The organism is Corynebacterium sp. KPL1814, from assembly GCF_000478175.1.
GTDB lineage: Bacteria > Actinomycetota > Actinomycetes > Mycobacteriales > Mycobacteriaceae > Corynebacterium.
In genome coordinates this window covers 223,258-241,771 of record NZ_KI515778.1, presented here as the reverse complement: position 1 = coordinate 241,771, position 18,514 = coordinate 223,258, and the positions used below count along the sequence as shown (strand labels likewise).

Below are 18,514 nucleotides of genomic sequence, written 5' to 3'. Positions count from 1 at the left end.
GGGTATATGCCTATGGGATGAGGTACTCCGCATCGCGGGCATTGGTCACCAGCATCTTGCCCGGCGCATGGGAAATGGCCAGCTCTGGCTTTGATTCCATCACGATGGCCTGCGGAGTAACCCCACACGCCCAAAAGACGGGCAGGCAACCTTCTGGAATGTCCACCGCATCACCAAAGTCTGGGTGCGCTAAATCCGCGATACCGATGGCCGCCGGATCCCCCACGTGCACCGGCGCGCCATGCACGGACGGATAGCGGGAGGTAATGCGCACCGCATCGGAGACCTGCGATGCCGGAATCGGGCGCATCGATACCACCATCGGTCCGGAAAATACGCCCGCAGGAGTAGTAGGAATATTCGTCCGGTACATCGGCACATTGCGTTGCTGTTTAATATGCGCGATCTCGATGCCCGCATCCACCAACGCCGTTTCAAAGGTAAACGAACAGCCGATAAGGAAGCTGACCATGTCGGGGGTGTAATGGGAGGTGGCATCGGCAAGCGTGGCCGTGTGCTCACCATGCTCAAAGATGCGATAGGCCGGGATATCGGTGCGGATATCGCCGCCAGGTAGCAGATCCGAGGTGTACTGGCCCGCCTCAAGCACGCCGACGATGGGGCACGGCTTGGGGTTGCGCTGGGCAAAAAGGAGGAAGTCGAAGGCGTATTCGCTGGGCAGCGAGAGCAGGTTGGCCTGCATGTAGCCCTGCGCGTGCCCGGCGGTGGTGGTCATCTCGTGGGTGCGCGCAAACTCGCGTACCTCTTCTGGCGTCTGCATTATGCCCATATCGCTGTAATTCCTGAAACTGCTCGAAGCCCGATGAAAATGGTCAGCAACCAGGCCAGGCTGCCAAGGATAAGCAGCCACTTTGGGTACTCATAGCCCTGCAGCAGGTCCTTGCGGCGCCAGGCCACCCACATCACCAGCGCGAAGCCGATGGGAAGGATGAGCCCGTTAATCGCACCGGCGAAGATCAAGAGCTTTTGCGGTGCGGAGTTGATTAGTACAAAAATGATCGTACAAACCGTAATGAAGATAACGGTGAAGATATTGCGGGTCCGGGCCGGGGTTTCCTGGGTGGTCACGAAGGACACCGAGGTATAAGCGGCACCGATGACGGAAGATAGGCCTGCGGCAAACAGCACCATACCGAATGCGCGGAGGCCGAATTCACCAGCTGCATGATAGAAGGCATCGGCGGCAGTATTATTTTCCTTTAGCGTGACGCCCGTGGCCACCACGCCCAACACCGCCAAGAAGAGCAGCATGCGCATAATGCCGGTAACGATGATGCCGCTGACGGAAGTCCGCGTAATGTTCTTGACGTTTTCAACGCCAGATAAGCCCGCATCGATCAACCGGTGCGCGCCGGCAAAAGTGATATAGCCACCGACGGTGCCGCCGATGATGGTGGTAATGACGAAGAAATCGATTTCCCCCGGCGCGACGGTATTCTTAAGCGCCTCCCCTACCGGCGGCTGGCTGACGATGGCCACGTACAACATGAGCAGGATCATCACCGCGCCCAGGGCGGCCACGAGGCGGTCCAGCGCCATTCCAGCGCGGCGGGAGAGGAAGATAAACACCGCAATCGCCGCCGCAATGACGCCGCCGATGCGCGCATCGATGCCCAGCATCGCGTTCAAGCCCAAGCCTGCGCCGGCGATATTACCGATATTAAAAATCGCCCCGCCGAAAAAGACGAAGCCGGCGAGCACCCAACCTAGACCGGGCAGGACGGTATTGCCCAAGGTATTGGCGCGCATTCCCGTCACGCAGAGCACGCGCCACACATTGAGCTGGATGGCAATGTCCACCAAGATGGACAGCGCGATAGCGAAGGCAAAAGAAGCGCCCATCTGGACGGTAAAGACCGAAGTCTGGGTCAAAAAGCCCGGGCCAATGGCCGAGGTAGCCATGAGGAACATGGCTCCCGCCATGGCGCCAATGCCCTTGGGCGGGGTTTTCGCATCCGCCTCCGCCCCCGCCGGTGACGGGGCGGAAGCCTGTTTTTCAGCACTCACTAGTCTCACCTTTCGTGACGCCGGTCTCTCTTAATTGTGATTCGCATCATCATAATTGCTATTACGGAGGTTGTTCAACAACATCTATAGCTAGGGGTACCACGGGGGTGATCTACGCTACTTTTCCCGTCTTTCGCCCCAGGTATTCAACTATTGTCTCTACGACCCTATTCGGGTCATTAACCAGCTCTTTTGGCCCAAACCTCAATACCGTAAATCGCTGGTTTTCGATTTCTCGTTGCCGGCGCATCTGTTCCTTGACCACTGTTTCCGGCGCTTTCCCATAAGTACCGTCGTACTTGGTATCCCCGTCGACCTCAATAATGAGCCACCCATCGATGCATAAGTCAGCCCGGTACTTTCCCAATACGCGAAATTGTGGGTACACAGTGGCCGAGGGAATCTTTTCAATAATTAACGCCCGCAACAGCGACTCGTACGGTGATTCAGAACCGGCATACGCATGCTCCACCACCATTTTCATGGGGAGAGGCCCCTTCATCCGAGCCATTACTGCCCGGGTTTCCTTTAGTTCTTCTACCGAAACTAGGCCCGCACGCAATGCGGAATCGACCGCAACAAGCCCCTCCGCAAACCCATGTAGCCTGGCGATATCCAAGCACGTCCGCGCCGGATTCGTCATCCGAACCCCAGACCTTTCCACCGATGTCTCCCCTATACGTGACATTCGGTAGTACTTTCGCGGCCAGTGCGTTTTCGGTGGGATACTTCCTGAAGGTGAAGCGAGTTCGACGACCTCATTTCTCCGCGGAATTACCCAAATTCCCCAAATACGCGCAGCCGACTTAGCCACCAATGACGCTCGGTGCGCACTTAGGCCGGCCGCTAAAGTAAGGGCAAGCTGTTGCTTATGCCATGGCCAGCTTTCCCACGTCGTTGTTTTCACTGCAATCCATGGAGCGACTCGCTTTAATTCGCCCGTGTACAGCGCGGGATAGTAAGGACTAGTTGAACCTGCGTAACGAAGATTAATTAACTCATGATTTAACATGCTCTTTATCTTCGCGGCTTCCTAGAGAAACTGCCGGGCGTGATGCTCCAAATGGTCACATTCTGAGCTCTCCGCCGGCAATCTGCACCGAACGGGTGACGGTCCACGGAGCGGACGGCCAGCATCTGTTGCGGAAGGCTAGGTAGTCGGCCGCTTTCAGTCAGGGGTTGGAGGGTCAGCCTCCTATGGTCAGCCTCCTATGGTCATCCTCCACTGCAATAACTGAGCAAACTAGCGCCTCAAATATCGCAAATCTTCTTCAAATGTTGCATGGGACCCTGCACTTTTGCGGAGCAACCTAAAGAGGCCTTTGAGCAACCGGTTGCGGAGCAACCTGAAGGGGCCTTTGCACAGCCCATTTCGGAGCTTCCTGAAGGGGCCTTTGCGCAGCTTCCTGAACAATCCGTTGCACAGCTCTTTTGTGGCACTGTTGCGAGACTGGCCGCAACGAGTCCTAGAACTATCGCGAACAGTCACGAATCGAGTCCACTACAGGCGCGTGCAGTTCACCGCTGGAATGGGGCGTGATTTACTAGAACCAATGGAACCCCTCGAACTCTCTGCACTCACCGGTACGCAATCGCGCACCTACGGCACCCGCAAAATCACCAAGAACATGGTGTCTGCTCCGGTCCATGTGGCAATCGCCCTGTGGGACGAACGCTGGGATTCAGCGCAGGACGGAACCATCGAGGGCTGGGTCATCGCGGTCAACACCCCGCAGGCACGCTTCGTGCGCAAAGGCCAGATTAAAAAGGGCGATATCGTCAAAGTTGCAGTAAGCGAGCTACAGCGCGCCCTGCGCGGGATCGATGGGAGCACTTGGATTGTCACTGGTCGCAGGCAAAATGCGCTGCGAGCGGCACTCGAGAAGCGCGGCTATACGGTGACGGGGAGCTTTGCGGGGGAGAATCGGGCATCGGCAAGCGCGAGCTCCGCACGCCGCAAACAAGCTGGCCTGACCGCACGAAAGGCGCGCAAGCTGGGCGAGGCCCCAAAACAGAAGGAAGCCAACAAGGTCGAAACGCCAGAGGCTAAATGGTGGCCGAACTTCTCGCACACAACGTCGTGGCCGGCGGGCGCGGTGGTGCGCATCGCTACCGATGCCTCCTCCGATACCGTATTCAAGGGCTCGATGTGTTTCGTGGCGGGAAACGGTGACTACCGCCTGCGCACCCGCGAGACGAAAGCTAGCACAGACGAACTGGAGCTAGAAGCGCTTACGCTAGCCTTAAAGTACCTGCTCAAGGTAGGTGCGACGAAGGCCGTCATCGAATCCGACTCCGTTGCGGCATTGGATGCGGTCGACCACATTGTGCACAAGAAAGGCTCGAAGGCGGCACGGCCGGGACGCAGGTGGCGTGGCGTATCGTCTGGTGCGCGGTCCCGATTCCAACAGGCCTGGGGCGACCTAGAAGGCACCTGCGAGGTGGATATCCGCCGTGTGCTCGGCCATGCCGGGGATCCACTCAATCGCGCCGCCGATCAGATTGCGTATATGGGGCTGCGCGCTATTGCCCACCCCATGAAGCAATCGCGGCCTACCTTGCAAAGCGGGATCAGTAAGGCACTCAAGGCGCTATAGCCTCGGTTACCTCCGCAGTCGCCGCCACAGAATTCGCACTGCGGAATGCGGGGTCGCCGCGACCTCGCGCAGGTAATTGCGCGGCATCGACAGCCACGGCGTGCGCGCGGGGTGAACGTTAATTGCAATGCCCAAATGCCAGGCCCACAAAGTGGTGCGCAGGGCATGGAAATCGTTGGTAACCACCTGCAATACGGCATCTGGTGCAAGGCTGTGCGCGTTTTCTAGGTTTTCATTTGTACTGGTAGCAGCCGGTTCCACAAGCACATGCCTAGGATCAACGCCTCGTTTGATGAGGTATTCGGCCATCGCGCCCGCTTCCCCGCGGCCAGAGACGATGACTGTCTGCCCAGAATAGAGTTCAAGCGTCTTATCCAAACGAGACCGCAGCATGGCGCCCGGATGACCGTGGGTAACACGGGAGCCTAAAACAAGGAGCGGATCGCGCGGGGAATTTTCCATGCTCATTAGCTTAGACCGGCGCGAATCCTTGACAGGCACAGGTACTGAACCGTAAATTGGAACACAAGTGTGCAATCGATTGCACAACCCGTCGAAGCTGCTCTACCCCCTAGGAGCCGAAATGGCCGCAACCACCCTCAAGAACGTAGCCGCCGCTGCTGGGGTGTCCATTTCCACCGCCTCGCGCGCACTGGCAGGTAATCCAGCTATTTCCGCAGCCACCCGCACGCGCGTAGAACAGGCAGCCGTACAGCTCAATTATCGTCCAAATGCCCAGGCACGCGCGCTGCGCAACGCACGGTCCAATGCCATCGGCCTCGTCATACCAAGCCTGGATAACTCGTATTTCGCAGCCATGGCCGCCGCAATTGAGCAAGAAGCTAATGCTCACGGTGTCGCCACCATGATTACCAGCTGCGGCGAGGATCCTGCGCGTTTGGAACGGGCCCTCGATGCCCTCACGCAGCGGCAGGTCGATGGAATAATTACTGTTCCCCTCGATGGCGCAGAAGATGCCATCCGCCAGGCCTATTCCCATCGACCGTTGCTATTGATTGACCGAACTCTGGGGGAATTTCCCGCCGTGATTTCTGATCCTGGACCGGGAATGCATAAGGCAATTGCGCAGCTCAAGGACAAAGGCCATACCTCGATTGGCTATCTTTCCGGCCCCCAAGAAACCTCTACCGGCAGGCAGCGCCTCGCTGTCTTTACACAAGCAACTCGCGACCTTGATATCCACATTCACCACGGCAGCTTCCGGCACCGAGAGGGATACAAGGGTGCGATCGAACTACTTAATGCAGGGGTTACGGCCATCATTGCCGCTGATTCGATGATGACTGCGGGCGCCTTAGAAGCCTGTCATAATTCAGGCAAGGCCATTGGAGAAGAAGTCGCACTCGTCGGTTTCGATGACTTCATTTACCTGCGCTTCCAACCGGCACCTATATCCGTAGTGGACCAAAACGTCGATCATATGGGCAAGATAGCCACCGCAGAGCTCATTGCGGCCATCAAAAATAAGCGCCCGCCTCAAGGATCGATAACCGATACGCGATATATCCCCCGCATGTCCACCGCATTCACCGTAGAATCCGATTCATAGGAGGATTTCCAATGAGCAAACTCACCGTCGTCGGATCGATTAATGCTGACCTTATTGTCCACGCCGAACGCCACCCGCACCCCGGCGAAACCTTGCTGGGCTCTGGCGGCGAGATCCTCGCTGGCGGCAAGGGCGCAAACCAAGCGGTCGCCGCCGCGCAATTGGGCGCCAATGTAGCTTTCGTCGGCGCGGTCGGCTCCGATCCCTACGCCGAGCCCGCCATGCACTACATGCACAGCTCCGGCATCGATCTCAGAGCGGTGGAACAGTCCGATACCACTACCGGCTTGGCGGTCATCACGGTCTCCGCCGATGGGGAAAACACCATCGTCATCTCCCCCGGTGCAAACGCTCTTGTCGATGCCCCCTTCGTCACCGCCCGCCAATCCACCATCGCCGATGCGGACGTCGTCTTGCTCCAGGGCGAAATCCCCGCTTCCGGTTTCAAAGCCGCCGTCGATGCCGCCCAAGGACGCGTGGTCGTCAACCTCGCCCCAGTCATCGAGGTGGACCGCGACGCCCTCCTGCAGGCCGATCCCCTCATGGCCAACGAGCACGAGGCTGGCCTCATCCTTGAACAACTGGGCCTTTCTTCCACCGGCACCCCGCGCGAGCTCGCCCACCGCCTCGTCTCCGCCGGCTTTAAATCGGTGGTGCTGACCCTCGGGGCCGAAGGCGCCTACGTCGCAACGCCCGAATCCAACACGGACATCCCCACCCCACAGATCACCGCAGTCGATACCACCGGCGCAGGCGACGCCTTTGCCGGAGCCTTTTGCACCAAGCTCCTTGAAGGCGCCACGCTTGTCGATGCCGCCACCTTCGCCGCCCGCGTCGGTGCCTTCGCCGCCACCAGCGCCGGCGCCCAGCCGTCTTATCCCACGACCTCTTCACAATTGCCAGAAGTCACGCAAGAATAGAACTGTGTTCGGCGGCATCTAGCCGTAAATTGGTTCGGACTCAAATCCGGCAAGAATCCAATGCCACTGCCACACGGGCTTGTGAACGTGCGACGTGAAGTTGGTGCGGTCCTCGTCTGCTTCGATTATTTGCTGCACTACATCAACTAAGTGGTGCTTCACGCAGCTCCCCGAGTACCGCAACACCGTATAGCCTTTCAGTGCAGCGTTATTTCCCTTCCATCGGTCCTTAATGAAGGTACCTAGGTCTTCAGCCTTGTGGTAGTCGTAACCATCAATCTCTACCGCCACCTTCCCCACCACAATGTCCCACAGGTACGGACCGATTTGATGGTTAACCTGCACCTTTTTACCGCGCTTCTGCAATGCGCGGGTCACCTTCCTCTCCGCTTCACTATCGGCACCGATGGCGGCCTTTTTGACCAGTTCTTTGACCCTTGCCGGTACCCGAGAGATAGCGCCCCATTCCTTCTCTAGGGCTTGTTTCCCACGTCGCGTCTGATAGCGCGCTTCTAGCATCGCCAGCGCTTCTGCTTCGTCTACTTCTCCCGCAGCCAAAAGGGGATTCTGAACAGGAAGGCCATCATGGCTAAAGGTCGTTGTCTGTCGCGTACGCTGCACCTTTAACCAAGTAGAGTTCGCCAGCGGGTGCTCGTAGGCACAATGCAGCGGAAAGGTCAGTTCCTTCTTGGAATAGAGCTCAACCGCAGATTTCCCCGCGAGCATTATTCCAGGCCATTTTTCATGCACGATGTAAGCGAGCTCGAATGGCGTAGGTTTCCGCCACGTATACAGCCCACGGCGAATTTTAATTATCTTGCCGCTGGCCAGACCGGCCCTCAGTTGCCTTTGATTCAACCCCGATACTAAAAGTTCCTTCATCTACTCCCCCTCGGAACACTTACGCCCCGAGTGGAATTGTAAGTGAGGCGGCACGGACTCGCAGGGCCACGTGCCACCGACCTCAGCCCTGAGGCGTCCATAATGACCGCGTTCCTCTAAATATCAGGCCGAAAAATGAAGAAACGCGGTTGTTTTGAACGCAGCGCCGCCCGATGAACGCCCTAGGAGCCAGGAAACCTACGCAATCATACAAAATGTCCAAAACAACCGCGTTCTTATAAAAATCGGGTCCAAAATTGGAGAAACGCGGTTGTTTTGGACACAGGGTACTAGGGACTACTCCCCTAGCAGCTTCGAGCGGAGGTTCTTATCCTTCTGCTCGACTTCCTCTGCCATCTTTTCTTGGTAGGCGACCATCTTGTTTTGCAGCGCGGGGTCTCCGGCACCCAGGATGCGGGCGGCCAGCAGGCCGGCGTTCTTTGCGCCGCCGATGGAGACGGTAGCCACGGGAACACCGCTAGGCATCTGCACGATAGAAAGCAGGGAGTCTAGGCCATCGAGGTCCTTGAGCGCGCGCGGGATGCCGATAACGGGCAGCGGCGTGGCCGCTGCAACCATGCCTGGCAGGTGGGCGGCGCCACCGGCGCAGGCGATGATGGCCTTAAGGCCGGAGGAGTGCGCTGCCTTGGCGTAGGCCAGCATCTTTTCCGGGGTGCGGTGGGCGCTGACCACGCCAACCTCAATGGGGATGCCGAAGTCCGCGAGGACTTCCGCTGCGGGTTTGACGGTGGGCCAATCCGAATCTGAGCCCATGATGATTCCTACCTGCGGTTCCATAATGTCCTTTCTAGGTTTTAAGAGTTATGCCCACGTTGCGTGCATCAGAAAGTGCGCGGCCTGCCGGGCGGCATCGCGGGTCTCATCGAGTGATGTACCAGCGACATTGACGTGGCCGATCTTGCGGCCAGCGCGGTGTTCCTTGCCGTACAGGTGAATCTTGGCGTGCGGGTAGCGTTCCATGACCTCGCGCACACGCTGCGGCATCGGCATCTTGGGATCTTCGTCCGCGCCGAGCACATTTGCCATAACGGTCACCGGGGCTAGGGCGTCCACCGCACCCAAGGACAGGTCGAGTACGGCGCGCAGGTGCTGTTCGAACTGCGAGGTCACGCAGCCATCCTGGGTCCAGTGGCCGGTATTGTGCGGGCGCATGGCCAATTCATTAACGGAGATATCCTCGCCACGCTCACCATTGAAGGCGAAAAGCTCCACGGCCAGCACGCCGGTCACGCCGAGGGATTCGGCAATGCTAAGACCCAGCGCAGAGGCACGTTCGGCCAGCTCAGGCGAGAGATCGGGCGCGGGCGCGATGGCCTCGGCACAGATGCCGTTGGCCTGGCGGGACTGGGTAATGGGCCAGACCTTGGCTTCACCGGATGGGCGGCGCGCTACCAAGATGGATAGCTCGCGGGTCAGATCCACTTTCTCTTCGGCCATGAGCGGCGTGCCGGCATCTAATAGCTCAGCGACGAGCTCATCAAGATCGGCATCCGAAGGAAACCACACGCCCTTGCCGTCATAGCCACCGCGGCGGGCCTTGAGACAAACGCGCCCGTCTACGGCATCGAAAAAAGCGCGGGCATCAGCAACGGATTCGATTGCGCTAAACCGCGGAACGGGCGCCCCCAGTGCGGAGAGCTTTTCCCGCATGTCCAGCTTGTCCTGGGCATAGCGCAGGGCGCTGGGCTGGGGCTGGATGTTAAAGGAGGCATCGATAAGCGCGGCGGAATGCTCATTGGGCACATGCTCATGCTCGAAGGTAACCGCATCCGAGCCGCGGGCTGCCGCGAGCAGATCCTCGTACTTGTGGTAATCGCCCACCACGATGTCCGGGGTGACCTGCGCGGTCGAAGAATCCGGACTACCAGCAAGAATCCGCAGATGAATATCGAGTTCCGCGGCGGCAGGTTGCATCATGCGCGCCAGCTGACCATCGCCACAGACAGTTACAATAGGTTTTGAGACACTCACGCCCACAATATTAGCTTGGATACCATGTTTACCCGTCATTCGATCTTCCAGAACTCCCTCATGAGCGCCCTCCTTGATGGCATTTATGACGGCGAGATGACCATCTCTGAGCTGCTAGGAAAGGGCAATTTTGGCATCGGGACTTTTAACGGCCTCGATGGTGAAATGATCATCTTGGACGGGACCTGCTACCAGCTGCGCGGCGATGGCTCCGCGCGGGTTGCGGACCTGGACCAGCAAACTCCTTATGCCGTGGCCACCAACTTTGTGCCGCGCATTCTTGTCGATGCCCCACGGGGCCTGCGCCGCGACGAACTTTCCGCCTTCATCGATGAGGTGGAACCTTCCGCGAACTACATGTACGCCGTCCGCATCACGGGCAGGTTTTCTGAGGTCACTACGCGCACCGTGGTCAAACAAACCAAACCCTATCCCCCAATGACGAAGGCGGTCGGCGGCGATAAAGAGCTGCACTTTAGCGATGTCGAGGGCGTCATCGGCGGCTTCCGCACTCCCGTGTACGAGCGCGGGATTTCGGTGCCTGGCTGCCACGTGCACTTTATCGACGCCGCGCGGCAATCCGGCGGACATGTGCTGGATTACACCGTGGATGAGGCGAAAATCGAGCTCTGCCCCGGTTCCGATCTAGAACTGCGCCTGCCGCTGACCCAAGAATTCAGCAGCGCTAATCTCGCACCGGAGGATCTTGATAAGCAATTGCACTCCACCGAGGTTAAAACCAAGGGCGATCATTAATAATCTCTGCCACCTGCTTTGACTTGGCTACGGTGGGAAAATACATGGCCCTGTCCCAGCCATTGAGCGCAATGGAGATACCGCCGCGGCGCTTGCGGGCGCCGCGAATATCTTCCAGCGGAATTGAATCGATGTGGCGGCCTTCCCGCACGATGACGCGGCGATTGGTCACGATGAACCGCTTGCGGCGAGCCTTATAAAACGGAATGAGAAAGCGCCACGTGCTCAGCCCGGCCCACAAGACTACGAGGCCATTGCGCAGTATTGGTTCTACCCCCTCGGCATCGCACCAGCCGATGGCAATCCACAGCACGCCCGTAATGAGGATGAGCTCCAAGAATGGGAAAACGAGCGCGCGAAACGGCGCGGACACGTCCGCGCGCTTAACCTCGCCTTGGCCCATCTTCATCAATCCCATAGCCATGGATAGTACCAGTGCGAGGCCGTGCTGCTCAGTCCACGCGGACTCCGCAGCACCTGCCGCGCGATGCCTATCGTGCGGCGCCTATCGTGCCGGGCGCAGATGCGTCACGTCGCCGGCGGAGTAGTACTCGCCCGCGACGTTAATGCGTCCGTCATCGCCGATGCCTTCGACGCGGCCGATGACATCGCCAGTCGGGGTCTCCAACCGCACCTCCTGGTCAATGGATGAGCACACCGCCCGGTAATCCTGCATCAGCTGCGGATCCTGGTTCTCCCACTGCGTAATGCGGCGGCGCAGGTTTTTCAGCACGGTAATGGCCAGCTCGGTGCGATCGGTATCGCGTCCTTCAAGCGCCAACGAGGTCGCCTTTTCAATGGGCAATTCCTCGCGGGTGAGCGTGACATTAATGCCCATACCCACGACCACGCGCGCGGAGGGCGCCTGCCCGCCGACGGCCTTATTTACCTCGGCCTTATTGACTTCAGTCTTGTTGACCTCGGCTTTGTTCAGCTCTGTTTTGTTGAGCTCAGTCTTATTGACCTCGGTCTTCGGTGCGGACTTGAAGGCTTGGCCCACAGGACCGGCCTCGGCAAGGATGCCGCAGAGTTTATTGCCATCTATATGCACGTCATTCGGCCACTTCAGCACGGAGCCCTCGATGGAATCGGTCACGGCCAGGCCCGCTGCCAGCGGAAGCGTACCCAAGTAATCGAGGGAATCGGGCAAGAGCAGCACGGAAAAGATCACCTGGGATCCGGCAGGCGCCGTCCACGCCCGGCCGAGGCGGCCTTTGCCGGACAACTGCTCATCGGCAAGCAGCACGGTGCCATCGGCGATATTGGTGGCCTGCATCAAATCGGTATTAGTGGAACCAGTCTGATCCACAAAATCGATGGTGGTGAAGTCCTCTGCCAGGGCGGTGCGGATGCGGTGCTTATCAAGTGCAGTCATAGATTCCAAGATACCGTCCGCTGGTGGTGCTAGTGTGTTGCGCATGGCAAAGGTCACTTTTGAAAAGGTAAATATCACTTACCCCGGCGCGGCGGCGCCCACCGTGAAGGAATTGGACCTAGAAATCGCGGACGGCGAGTTCCTCGTTTTGGTGGGCCCTTCTGGCTGCGGCAAGTCCACGACGCTGCGCGCGTTGGCCGGCCTTGAACCAACGTCTAGTGGCCGGATTTTAATCGATGATGCAGACGTCACGGGCCTTGAACCGGGTGATCGCGATATTGCGATGGTTTTTCAAAATTATGCGCTCTACCCACACCTTTCTGTGGAAGAAAACATGGGCTTTTCGCTCAAGCTGGCCAAGCTCCCCAAGGCTGAAATCAAGCAAAAGGTCCAGGATGCAGCGGAGATGCTGGGATTGAACGAGTTCCTCAAGCGCAAGCCCAAGGACCTATCGGGTGGTCAGCGCCAGCGCGTTGCCATGGGCCGTGCCATTGTGCGCAACCCTAAGGCCTTCCTCATGGATGAGCCGCTCTCTAACCTGGATGCGAAGCTGCGCGTGCAAACCCGTACGGAGCTTGCGAGCCTGCAGCAGCGGCTTGGGACCACCACGGTCTACGTCACCCACGATCAGGTAGAGGCCATGACGCTGGGGCACCGGGTAGCGGTGCTGAAAGATGGCGAATTGCAGCAGGTTGCCCCACCGCGCGAGCTTTATGCGGAGCCAGCAAACGAATTCGTCGCCGGTTTTATTGGTTCGCCTGCGATGAATATCTTTGACCACAACGGCGAGCGCCTGGGCGTTCGGCCCGAAAACATGCACCTCAATGAGGGCGCAGAGGGCCTGCGCGGCACGGTAGACCTAGTTGAAGAATTGGGTTCCGAATCCTTTGTCTACGCCACGGTGGGTAGCGCACGGTTCGTGGCCCGCTGTGAAGGCACCCCGCCGCAGCGCGGTGACGAGGTTATATTGACCTTTGATGAAAGCGCTGCACACCGCTTCGATCCAGAAACTGGGCAACGCATCTCCACTTCCTAAATTACCCCCCCCATTTAGAGGTGAATAATCAAAATCTATTCTGCGCGCGGTGTTTGTAAATTATTTTTAAGGTACACCCAAGCTTTCTGAAAGGTGAATTCCCCATGAAGAAGTACTTCATTCGCACCACAGTCGCCACCACGGCAGTACTGGCGTTGGCCGGCTGCTCCACGTCTGACGATGGTGCAGATAACGCGGATGGCTCCGCATCCGGTTCCGGTTCCGGCGCTGACTCACACGGCCCCATCACCTTTGCCATGGGCAAGAACGACACGGATAAGATCACTCCCATCATCGATAAATGGAATGAAGAAAATCCGGATGAAAAGGTCACGCTCAAGGAGCTCGCGGGCGAGGCCGATGCCCAGCGCGAAACCCTGGTGCAATCCCTCCAGGCCGGCAACAATGACTACGATGTCATGGCTCTCGACGTAGTCTGGACCGCGGAATTCGCCGCCAACCAGTGGCTCCAGCCGCTCAACGGTGACTTCGAGACCGATACCTCGGAGCTCTTGCCGGCCACCGTGGAATCGGCCACCTACAACGACGTGCTGTATGCGCTGCCGCAAAACACCAATGGCCAGCTCCTCTTCCGCAATACTGAACTCGCGGACGCTACCCCGGAGAAATTCGCCGACCTCGAATCCGCCTGCAAGGAACTGAAAGACGGCAAGAATTGCCTGACCACCCAGCTCAAGCAGTACGAGGGCTTGGCTCTAAATACCGCCGGCTTCATGGAGGGCTGGGGCGGCTCGGTGCTTGACGATGACGGCAATGCCACCGTCGATTCCAAGGCAGCCCAGGAAGGCCTGCAGGCCATGGTGGATGCGTATGAAGACGAAATCATCTCCAAGGACTCCACCGCCGCCACCGAGGAAGAGACCAACATGGCCTTCACCGAAGGCAAGACCGCCTTCGCAGTGAACTGGCCCTACATGTACACCAACGCCGTAGATGCCGGCATCGACGTTGAGGTCCAGGCACCGCTGGGCAAGGACGGCGTTGGCGTGTCCACCTTGGGCGGCTACAACAACGGCATCAACATCAATTCCAAGAACAAGGGCACCGCCCTGGACTTCATGAACTTCATCATCAACGAGGAGAACCAGAAGTCCTTTGCTGAGCAGTCCTTCCCGCCGGTTCTTTCCTCCATCTACGATGACCCACAGCTGCAGGAGGAATTCCCCTACCTGCCAGCGCTGAAGGAATCCCTGGAAAACGCCGCACCGCGCCCGGTATCGCCGTTCTACTCCGCCATCTCTAAGGCCATTCAGGACAACGCGTATGCCGCGCTTACCGATGGCAAGTCTGTCGAGGATGCCACTTCCGATATGAAGGCGGCCATCGATTCTGCTTCGCAGGGTTAAAGAAACGCTCCCTGCACCTCGTATCCCACGAGCAGGGAGCATGCTGAAAACGGAGAAATACATAGCGAACCGCTAGTACACAATTGGGTGAGGAAGGCGCATACGCCACTGCCTCACCCTTTGTGGTTTTCCCACCCTAGTTGGGGATAGAATCTAGCGCACGAGAAATCATCTTAACTCAGAAAGGCGAACTCCCGTGGTCACCACTTCGCCGACGCAACAGACGCACTCATCATCGAAAAAGCCCAAGCGCGCCACTAGCACCTCCAGGTTTGCTAATTTCGGGCGCCCGGCCGCGCTGATCGCCCCGGCGCTCATCGTGCTGGGCATCATCATCGGTTATCCCATCGTGCGCGCCGTCATCCTGTCTTTCCAAGGAAACCGGCAGCTGAACCCCAAAACGGGCATCTTTGAAGAAGGCGGTTTTGCCGGCCTAGACAATTACCTGTACTGGATCAATAACCGCTGTGTTTCCGGTGCGGGGGAAATCACGACGTGCCCGCCCGGTGTTATCGCCACCGACTTTTGGCCCGCCGTTAAAATCACGCTGTTTTTCACCGTGGTCACCGTCGCCCTGGAGACCATCCTCGGCATGTTCATGGCCATCATCATGAACGGCGAGTACCGCGGCCGCGGCTTGGTGCGCGCCGCCGTGCTTATCCCTTGGGCCATTCCTACCGCCGTGACCGCCAAGCTGTGGCAGTTCATGTTCGCCCCAGAGGGCATCGTCAATTCCTTGCTTGGTACGAATATCGCCTGGACCACGGACCCGTTTTATGCGCGCTTTGCCGTTATCATCGCAGACGTGTGGAAGACCGCGCCGTTTATGGCGCTGCTCATCCTGGCTGGCCTGCAGATGATCCCCAAGGACGTCTACGATGCTGCCCGCGTCGATGGTGCCAACCGCATCCAAACCTTCTTCCGCATCACCCTGCCGCTGGTGCGCCCAGCCCTGATGGTGGCCGTGCTCTTCCGCACCCTGGATGCGCTGCGCATGTACGACCTTCCCGTCATCATGATTTCGAGCTCGTCTAACTCCCCTACCGCCACCATTTCCCAGCTGGTGGTGGAAGATATGCGCCAAGGTAACTTCAATTCCGCCTCGGCGCTATCCACCCTTATCTTCTTGCTCATCTTCTTCGTCGCCTTCATCCTCATCCGCTTCCTCGGCGCGGATGTCTCCGGCAGAAAGGGTGCAAAGTAATGCGTAAATTCGGACACTACGCGGGCATTATCTTCATCATGTTCTGGGGCCTTGCTCCCTTTTATTGGATGGTGGTCACCGCCCTGCGCAGCCAGGAATTCACCTTCGATACCACGCCCTGGCCAACGCATATCACGCTCGATAATTTCCGCGATGCCCTCGCAACGGATAAGGGCAATGACTTCCTCGGCGCGCTGGGCAACTCGCTGTTCATCTCGCTCGCGACCACCGCGGTAGCCGTCTTAGTCGGCGTATTTACCGCCTATGCGCTCTCCCGCTATGACTTTCCCGGCAAGGGCATCGTCACCGGCATCATCTTGGCGGCCTCCATGTTCCCCGCTATCGCGCTAGTTACCCCGCTCTTCCAACTCTTTGGCCGCTTGGAATGGATCGGCACCTACCGCGCGATGATCATCCCGAATATCTCTTTCGCCCTGCCACTGACGGTCTATACCCTGCTCAGCTTCTTCCGGCAGCTGCCGTGGGAGCTTGAGGAGGCCGCCCGCGTGGATGGCGCTTCACGTGCCCAGGCATTCCGCCTCATCCTCCTGCCGTTGGCCGCACCGGCGCTCTTTACCACCGCGATCATTGCCTTTATCACCACGTGGAATGAATTCATGTTGGCCAAGCAGCTATCCACGACGGGCACCGAGCCGGTCACGGTGGCCATCGCCCGTTTCTCTGGCCCCTCGGCCTTCGAGTACCCTTATGCCGCAACCATGGCGGCTGGTGCATTGGTGACCATTCCGCTTATCATCATGGTGCTCATTTTCCAGCACCGCATCGTCGCCGGGCTTACCGCAGGAGGTGTAAAGGCCTAATGCGCCGGTCCCTGCTGTGGGATTCGCTTCTCGGATTCCTCGGCTTCTTCGCGTGCCTTGCGGTCATCCAAGCCGTAGTGAACTTATTTGAAGACTCCCCCGCCATATGGCCCGGCCTAGTAGCCGGTGTGCTGTGCGCACTGACGTACCTTGCGTGGCGGGCAAAAAGAAAGGATCTGCAATGAGCTGGTACCACAACGCCGTCTTTTATCAAGCCCTAGTGGGCTCGTTTAAGGACTCTGGCAATAACGAGGCCGAAAATAAGGGCATCGGTACGCTGCGCGGGGTCATCGACAAGCTGGATTACCTCCAGTGGCTGGGTGTGGACTGCCTCTGGCTCTCGCCGTTTTATGCCTCACCGCTGCGCGATGACGGCTACGATATCGCCGATTATTACTCCATCCACCCCGATTACGGCACGATGGCGGATTTCGAGGAACTGGTTGAGGAATTGCACCGCCGCGATATGCGCATCATGACGGACCTAGCGCTCAACCACACCAGCTCCGATCACCCGTGGTTCCAGGCCTCGCGCTCCGATCCAGATGGCCCGTTCGGGGATTTCTACGTCTGGGGCGATGATCCCGAGCGCTACCCCGAAATTCGCGTCATCTTCACTGACGTCGAGACCTCCAACTGGACCTGGGACGAGGAGCGCCAGCAGTATTATTTCCACCGCTTCTACTCCCACCAGCCGGATCTCAATTACGATAACCCGGACGTGCAGGACGAGGTCTTTAATATTTTGTCCTTCTGGATGGACAAGGGCCTCGATGGCCTGCGCCTCGATGCCATCGCGTACCTCTTCGAGCGCGATGAGCTCGGCGGCGAATCCCTGCCGGAGACGGTGGAGTTCGTGGAAAAGATTCGCTCCTTTATGGATATCCACTATCCCGAGGCCGTCCTCATTGCGGAGGCCAACCAGCCGCCCAAGGAGACCATGGAGTACTACGGCTCCGGAAACCGCTTCCACATGGTCTTCAACTTCCCGGTCATGCCGCGGCTCTACCAGGCGCTCGCGCTTGGCGATGCCACCCCCGTCTACGACATCCTCGACCAACTACCGCCACTGCCCGAGGGGTGCCAGTGGGGTACCTTCCTGCGCAACCACGACGAATTGACCTTGGAGATGGTCGACGATGACGTCCGCGAGCTGATGTATCAGACCTACCTGCCAGAGGAAGGCATGCGGGCGCACGTGGGCATCGCCAGGCGGCTCATGCCGTTGATGGGCGGGGACCGCCGCAAGGTGGAGCTGATGTTTTCGCTGCTGATGACCCTGCCGGGTGCGCCCTTTATTTATTATGGCGATGAAATTGGCATGCTCGATGACACCTCTTTGCCGGATCGCTATGCCGTTCGCACCCCTATGCAGTGGGACGATAGCGAAACCGCGGGCTTTAGCGCGCGCACCCCGGCGCGGCTGCCCATCGTCGGCGGCACGTCCGTGGAATCCCAGCTCAACGATGCCACTTCCCTACTGCACAGCGTGCGCACCATGATTGCAGAGCGCCACGCGCACCCCGACCTGGGAACGGCACCCTGCGAGCCAGTGGAAACCGGTAAGGAAGGCGTGCTCGGTTACCAGCGCGGCGACCTGTTATGCCTGCACAACTTCAGTAATCGCTCCGTTGACCTAGGCCCCGTCGAGCTCGGGCCTTACGGATACGCCTGGTTGCCGGCTTAAAGCGGCCGCCTTCGGCCCTGCATAGCCGCTGCACAGCCAGCCATGCCGGTGGATGGGCCCGGCTTTGCCATTTGTGCATCCTCCACTGCAATTTGTGCATCCTCCACTGCGATAACTGAGCAAACCCGGCCCTCAGATATCGCAAATCTTCCTCAAATGTTGCAGAGGACCCTGCACTTTGGAGGATGCACTTCAGAGGATGCACTTCTAATAAGGCACCGTAGCTGCCAAAAAGAGCCCAGCTCCACACCCCATTCACAGGGCGCGGCTGGGCTCATT

General features: G+C 58.6%; 18 protein-coding genes. 9 read left to right on the top strand and 9 right to left on the bottom strand.

The window, feature by feature from the left end; genetic code table 11:
* Nucleotides 1-10 precede the first annotated feature (10 nt).
* From HMPREF1257_RS10890 to HMPREF1257_RS10880, 3 genes are all read right to left on the bottom strand, one after another.
* A complete protein-coding gene (locus HMPREF1257_RS10890; protein WP_023025479.1) occupies nt 11-790 on the bottom strand; it encodes a putative hydro-lyase in 780 nt (259 codons plus the stop codon).
* A complete protein-coding gene (locus HMPREF1257_RS10885; protein WP_034659630.1) occupies nt 781-1,944 on the bottom strand; it encodes an NRAMP family divalent metal transporter in 1,164 nt (387 codons plus the stop codon). Before HMPREF1257_RS10885 ends, HMPREF1257_RS10890 begins: the two co-directional genes overlap by 10 nt.
* 196 nt (nt 1,945-2,140) lie before the next feature.
* Nucleotides 2,141-2,671 carry an endonuclease domain-containing protein gene (locus HMPREF1257_RS10880; RefSeq protein WP_232208566.1) on the bottom strand — a complete coding sequence of 177 codons (531 nt, stop codon included), beginning with the start codon at nt 2,669-2,671 and terminating at the stop codon, nt 2,141-2,143.
* 910 nt (nt 2,672-3,581) lie between these two features.
* Between HMPREF1257_RS10880 and HMPREF1257_RS10875 the strand changes: the two genes are divergently transcribed.
* Entirely contained in the window at nt 3,582-4,625 is a 1,044-nt protein-coding gene (locus HMPREF1257_RS10875) for an RNase H family protein (RefSeq protein ID WP_034659611.1), read from the top strand.
* A gap of 6 nt (nt 4,626-4,631) precedes the next feature.
* On the opposite strand, the gene HMPREF1257_RS10870 is transcribed toward HMPREF1257_RS10875, so the two are convergent.
* Nucleotides 4,632-5,093, bottom strand: a complete 462-nt coding sequence (locus HMPREF1257_RS10870; protein WP_023025471.1) for a YdcF family protein — start codon at nt 5,091-5,093, stop codon at nt 4,632-4,634.
* 115 nt (nt 5,094-5,208) lie between these two features.
* Here HMPREF1257_RS10870 and HMPREF1257_RS10865 point away from each other — a divergent pair, with 115 nt between their 5' ends.
* Together HMPREF1257_RS10865 and HMPREF1257_RS10860 are read left to right on the top strand one after the other, a co-directional pair.
* The gene (locus HMPREF1257_RS10865; RefSeq protein ID WP_023025469.1) at nt 5,209-6,195 is read left to right on the top strand and encodes a LacI family DNA-binding transcriptional regulator; all 987 of its coding nucleotides are present in this window, start codon (nt 5,209-5,211) and stop codon (nt 6,193-6,195) included.
* Between the two features lie 11 nt (nt 6,196-6,206).
* Nucleotides 6,207-7,115: a ribokinase gene (locus HMPREF1257_RS10860; protein WP_023025467.1), complete on the top strand. Its 909-nt coding sequence runs from the start codon at nt 6,207-6,209 to the stop codon at nt 7,113-7,115.
* Between the two features lie 18 nt (nt 7,116-7,133).
* Here the strand turns inward: HMPREF1257_RS10860 and HMPREF1257_RS10855 are convergent, their stop codons facing one another.
* The 3 genes from HMPREF1257_RS10855 to HMPREF1257_RS10845 form a co-directional block, all read right to left on the bottom strand.
* Nucleotides 7,134-7,997 (bottom strand): endonuclease domain-containing protein, encoded by an 864-nt coding sequence (locus HMPREF1257_RS10855; RefSeq protein WP_023025465.1) that lies wholly within the window; start codon nt 7,995-7,997, stop codon nt 7,134-7,136.
* Between the two features lie 297 nt (nt 7,998-8,294).
* Nucleotides 8,295-8,795: a 5-(carboxyamino)imidazole ribonucleotide mutase gene (gene purE, locus HMPREF1257_RS10850; protein ID WP_034659614.1), complete on the bottom strand. Its 501-nt coding sequence runs from the start codon at nt 8,793-8,795 to the stop codon at nt 8,295-8,297.
* Nucleotides 8,796-8,819: 24 nt separating this feature from the next.
* Entirely contained in the window at nt 8,820-10,028 is a 1,209-nt protein-coding gene (locus HMPREF1257_RS10845) for a 5-(carboxyamino)imidazole ribonucleotide synthase (protein ID WP_051138417.1), read from the bottom strand.
* On the opposite strand from HMPREF1257_RS10845, the gene budA reads away from it, so the two are divergent.
* Nucleotides 10,014-10,745 (top strand): acetolactate decarboxylase, encoded by a 732-nt coding sequence (gene budA / locus HMPREF1257_RS10840; RefSeq protein WP_023025459.1) that lies wholly within the window; start codon nt 10,014-10,016, stop codon nt 10,743-10,745. The genes HMPREF1257_RS10845 and budA overlap by 15 nt on opposite strands.
* On the opposite strand, the gene HMPREF1257_RS10835 is transcribed toward budA, so the two are convergent.
* Nucleotides 10,723-11,163 (bottom strand): membrane protein, encoded by a 441-nt coding sequence (locus HMPREF1257_RS10835; protein ID WP_034659633.1) that lies wholly within the window; start codon nt 11,161-11,163, stop codon nt 10,723-10,725. The genes budA and HMPREF1257_RS10835 overlap by 23 nt on opposite strands.
* A gap of 87 nt (nt 11,164-11,250) precedes the next feature.
* Complete coding sequence (locus HMPREF1257_RS10830) at nt 11,251-12,120, bottom strand: biotin--[acetyl-CoA-carboxylase] ligase (protein WP_023025455.1); 870 nt, start codon at nt 12,118-12,120, stop codon at nt 11,251-11,253.
* 43 nt (nt 12,121-12,163) lie between these two features.
* Between HMPREF1257_RS10830 and HMPREF1257_RS10825 the strand changes: the two genes are divergently transcribed.
* The 5 genes from HMPREF1257_RS10825 to HMPREF1257_RS10800 all read left to right on the top strand — a co-directional run bounded on the left by HMPREF1257_RS10825 (nt 12,164) and on the right by HMPREF1257_RS10800 (nt 18,235).
* Entirely contained in the window at nt 12,164-13,156 is a 993-nt protein-coding gene (locus tag HMPREF1257_RS10825) for an ABC transporter ATP-binding protein (protein ID WP_023025453.1), read from the top strand.
* Nucleotides 13,157-13,260: 104 nt separating this feature from the next.
* Nucleotides 13,261-14,523 (top strand): ABC transporter substrate-binding protein, encoded by a 1,263-nt coding sequence (locus tag HMPREF1257_RS10820; RefSeq protein WP_023025451.1) that lies wholly within the window; start codon nt 13,261-13,263, stop codon nt 14,521-14,523.
* 298 nt (nt 14,524-14,821) lie between these two features.
* Nucleotides 14,822-15,727: a carbohydrate ABC transporter permease gene (locus HMPREF1257_RS10815; protein ID WP_232207994.1), complete on the top strand. Its 906-nt coding sequence runs from the start codon at nt 14,822-14,824 to the stop codon at nt 15,725-15,727.
* Entirely contained in the window at nt 15,727-16,548 is an 822-nt protein-coding gene (locus tag HMPREF1257_RS10810) for a carbohydrate ABC transporter permease (protein WP_023016855.1), read from the top strand. Before HMPREF1257_RS10815 ends, HMPREF1257_RS10810 begins: the two co-directional genes overlap by 1 nt.
* A gap of 181 nt (nt 16,549-16,729) precedes the next feature.
* Complete coding sequence (locus tag HMPREF1257_RS10800; RefSeq protein ID WP_023025444.1) at nt 16,730-18,235, top strand: alpha-amylase family protein; 1,506 nt, start codon at nt 16,730-16,732, stop codon at nt 18,233-18,235.
* Nucleotides 18,236-18,514: the final 279 nt, after the last annotated feature.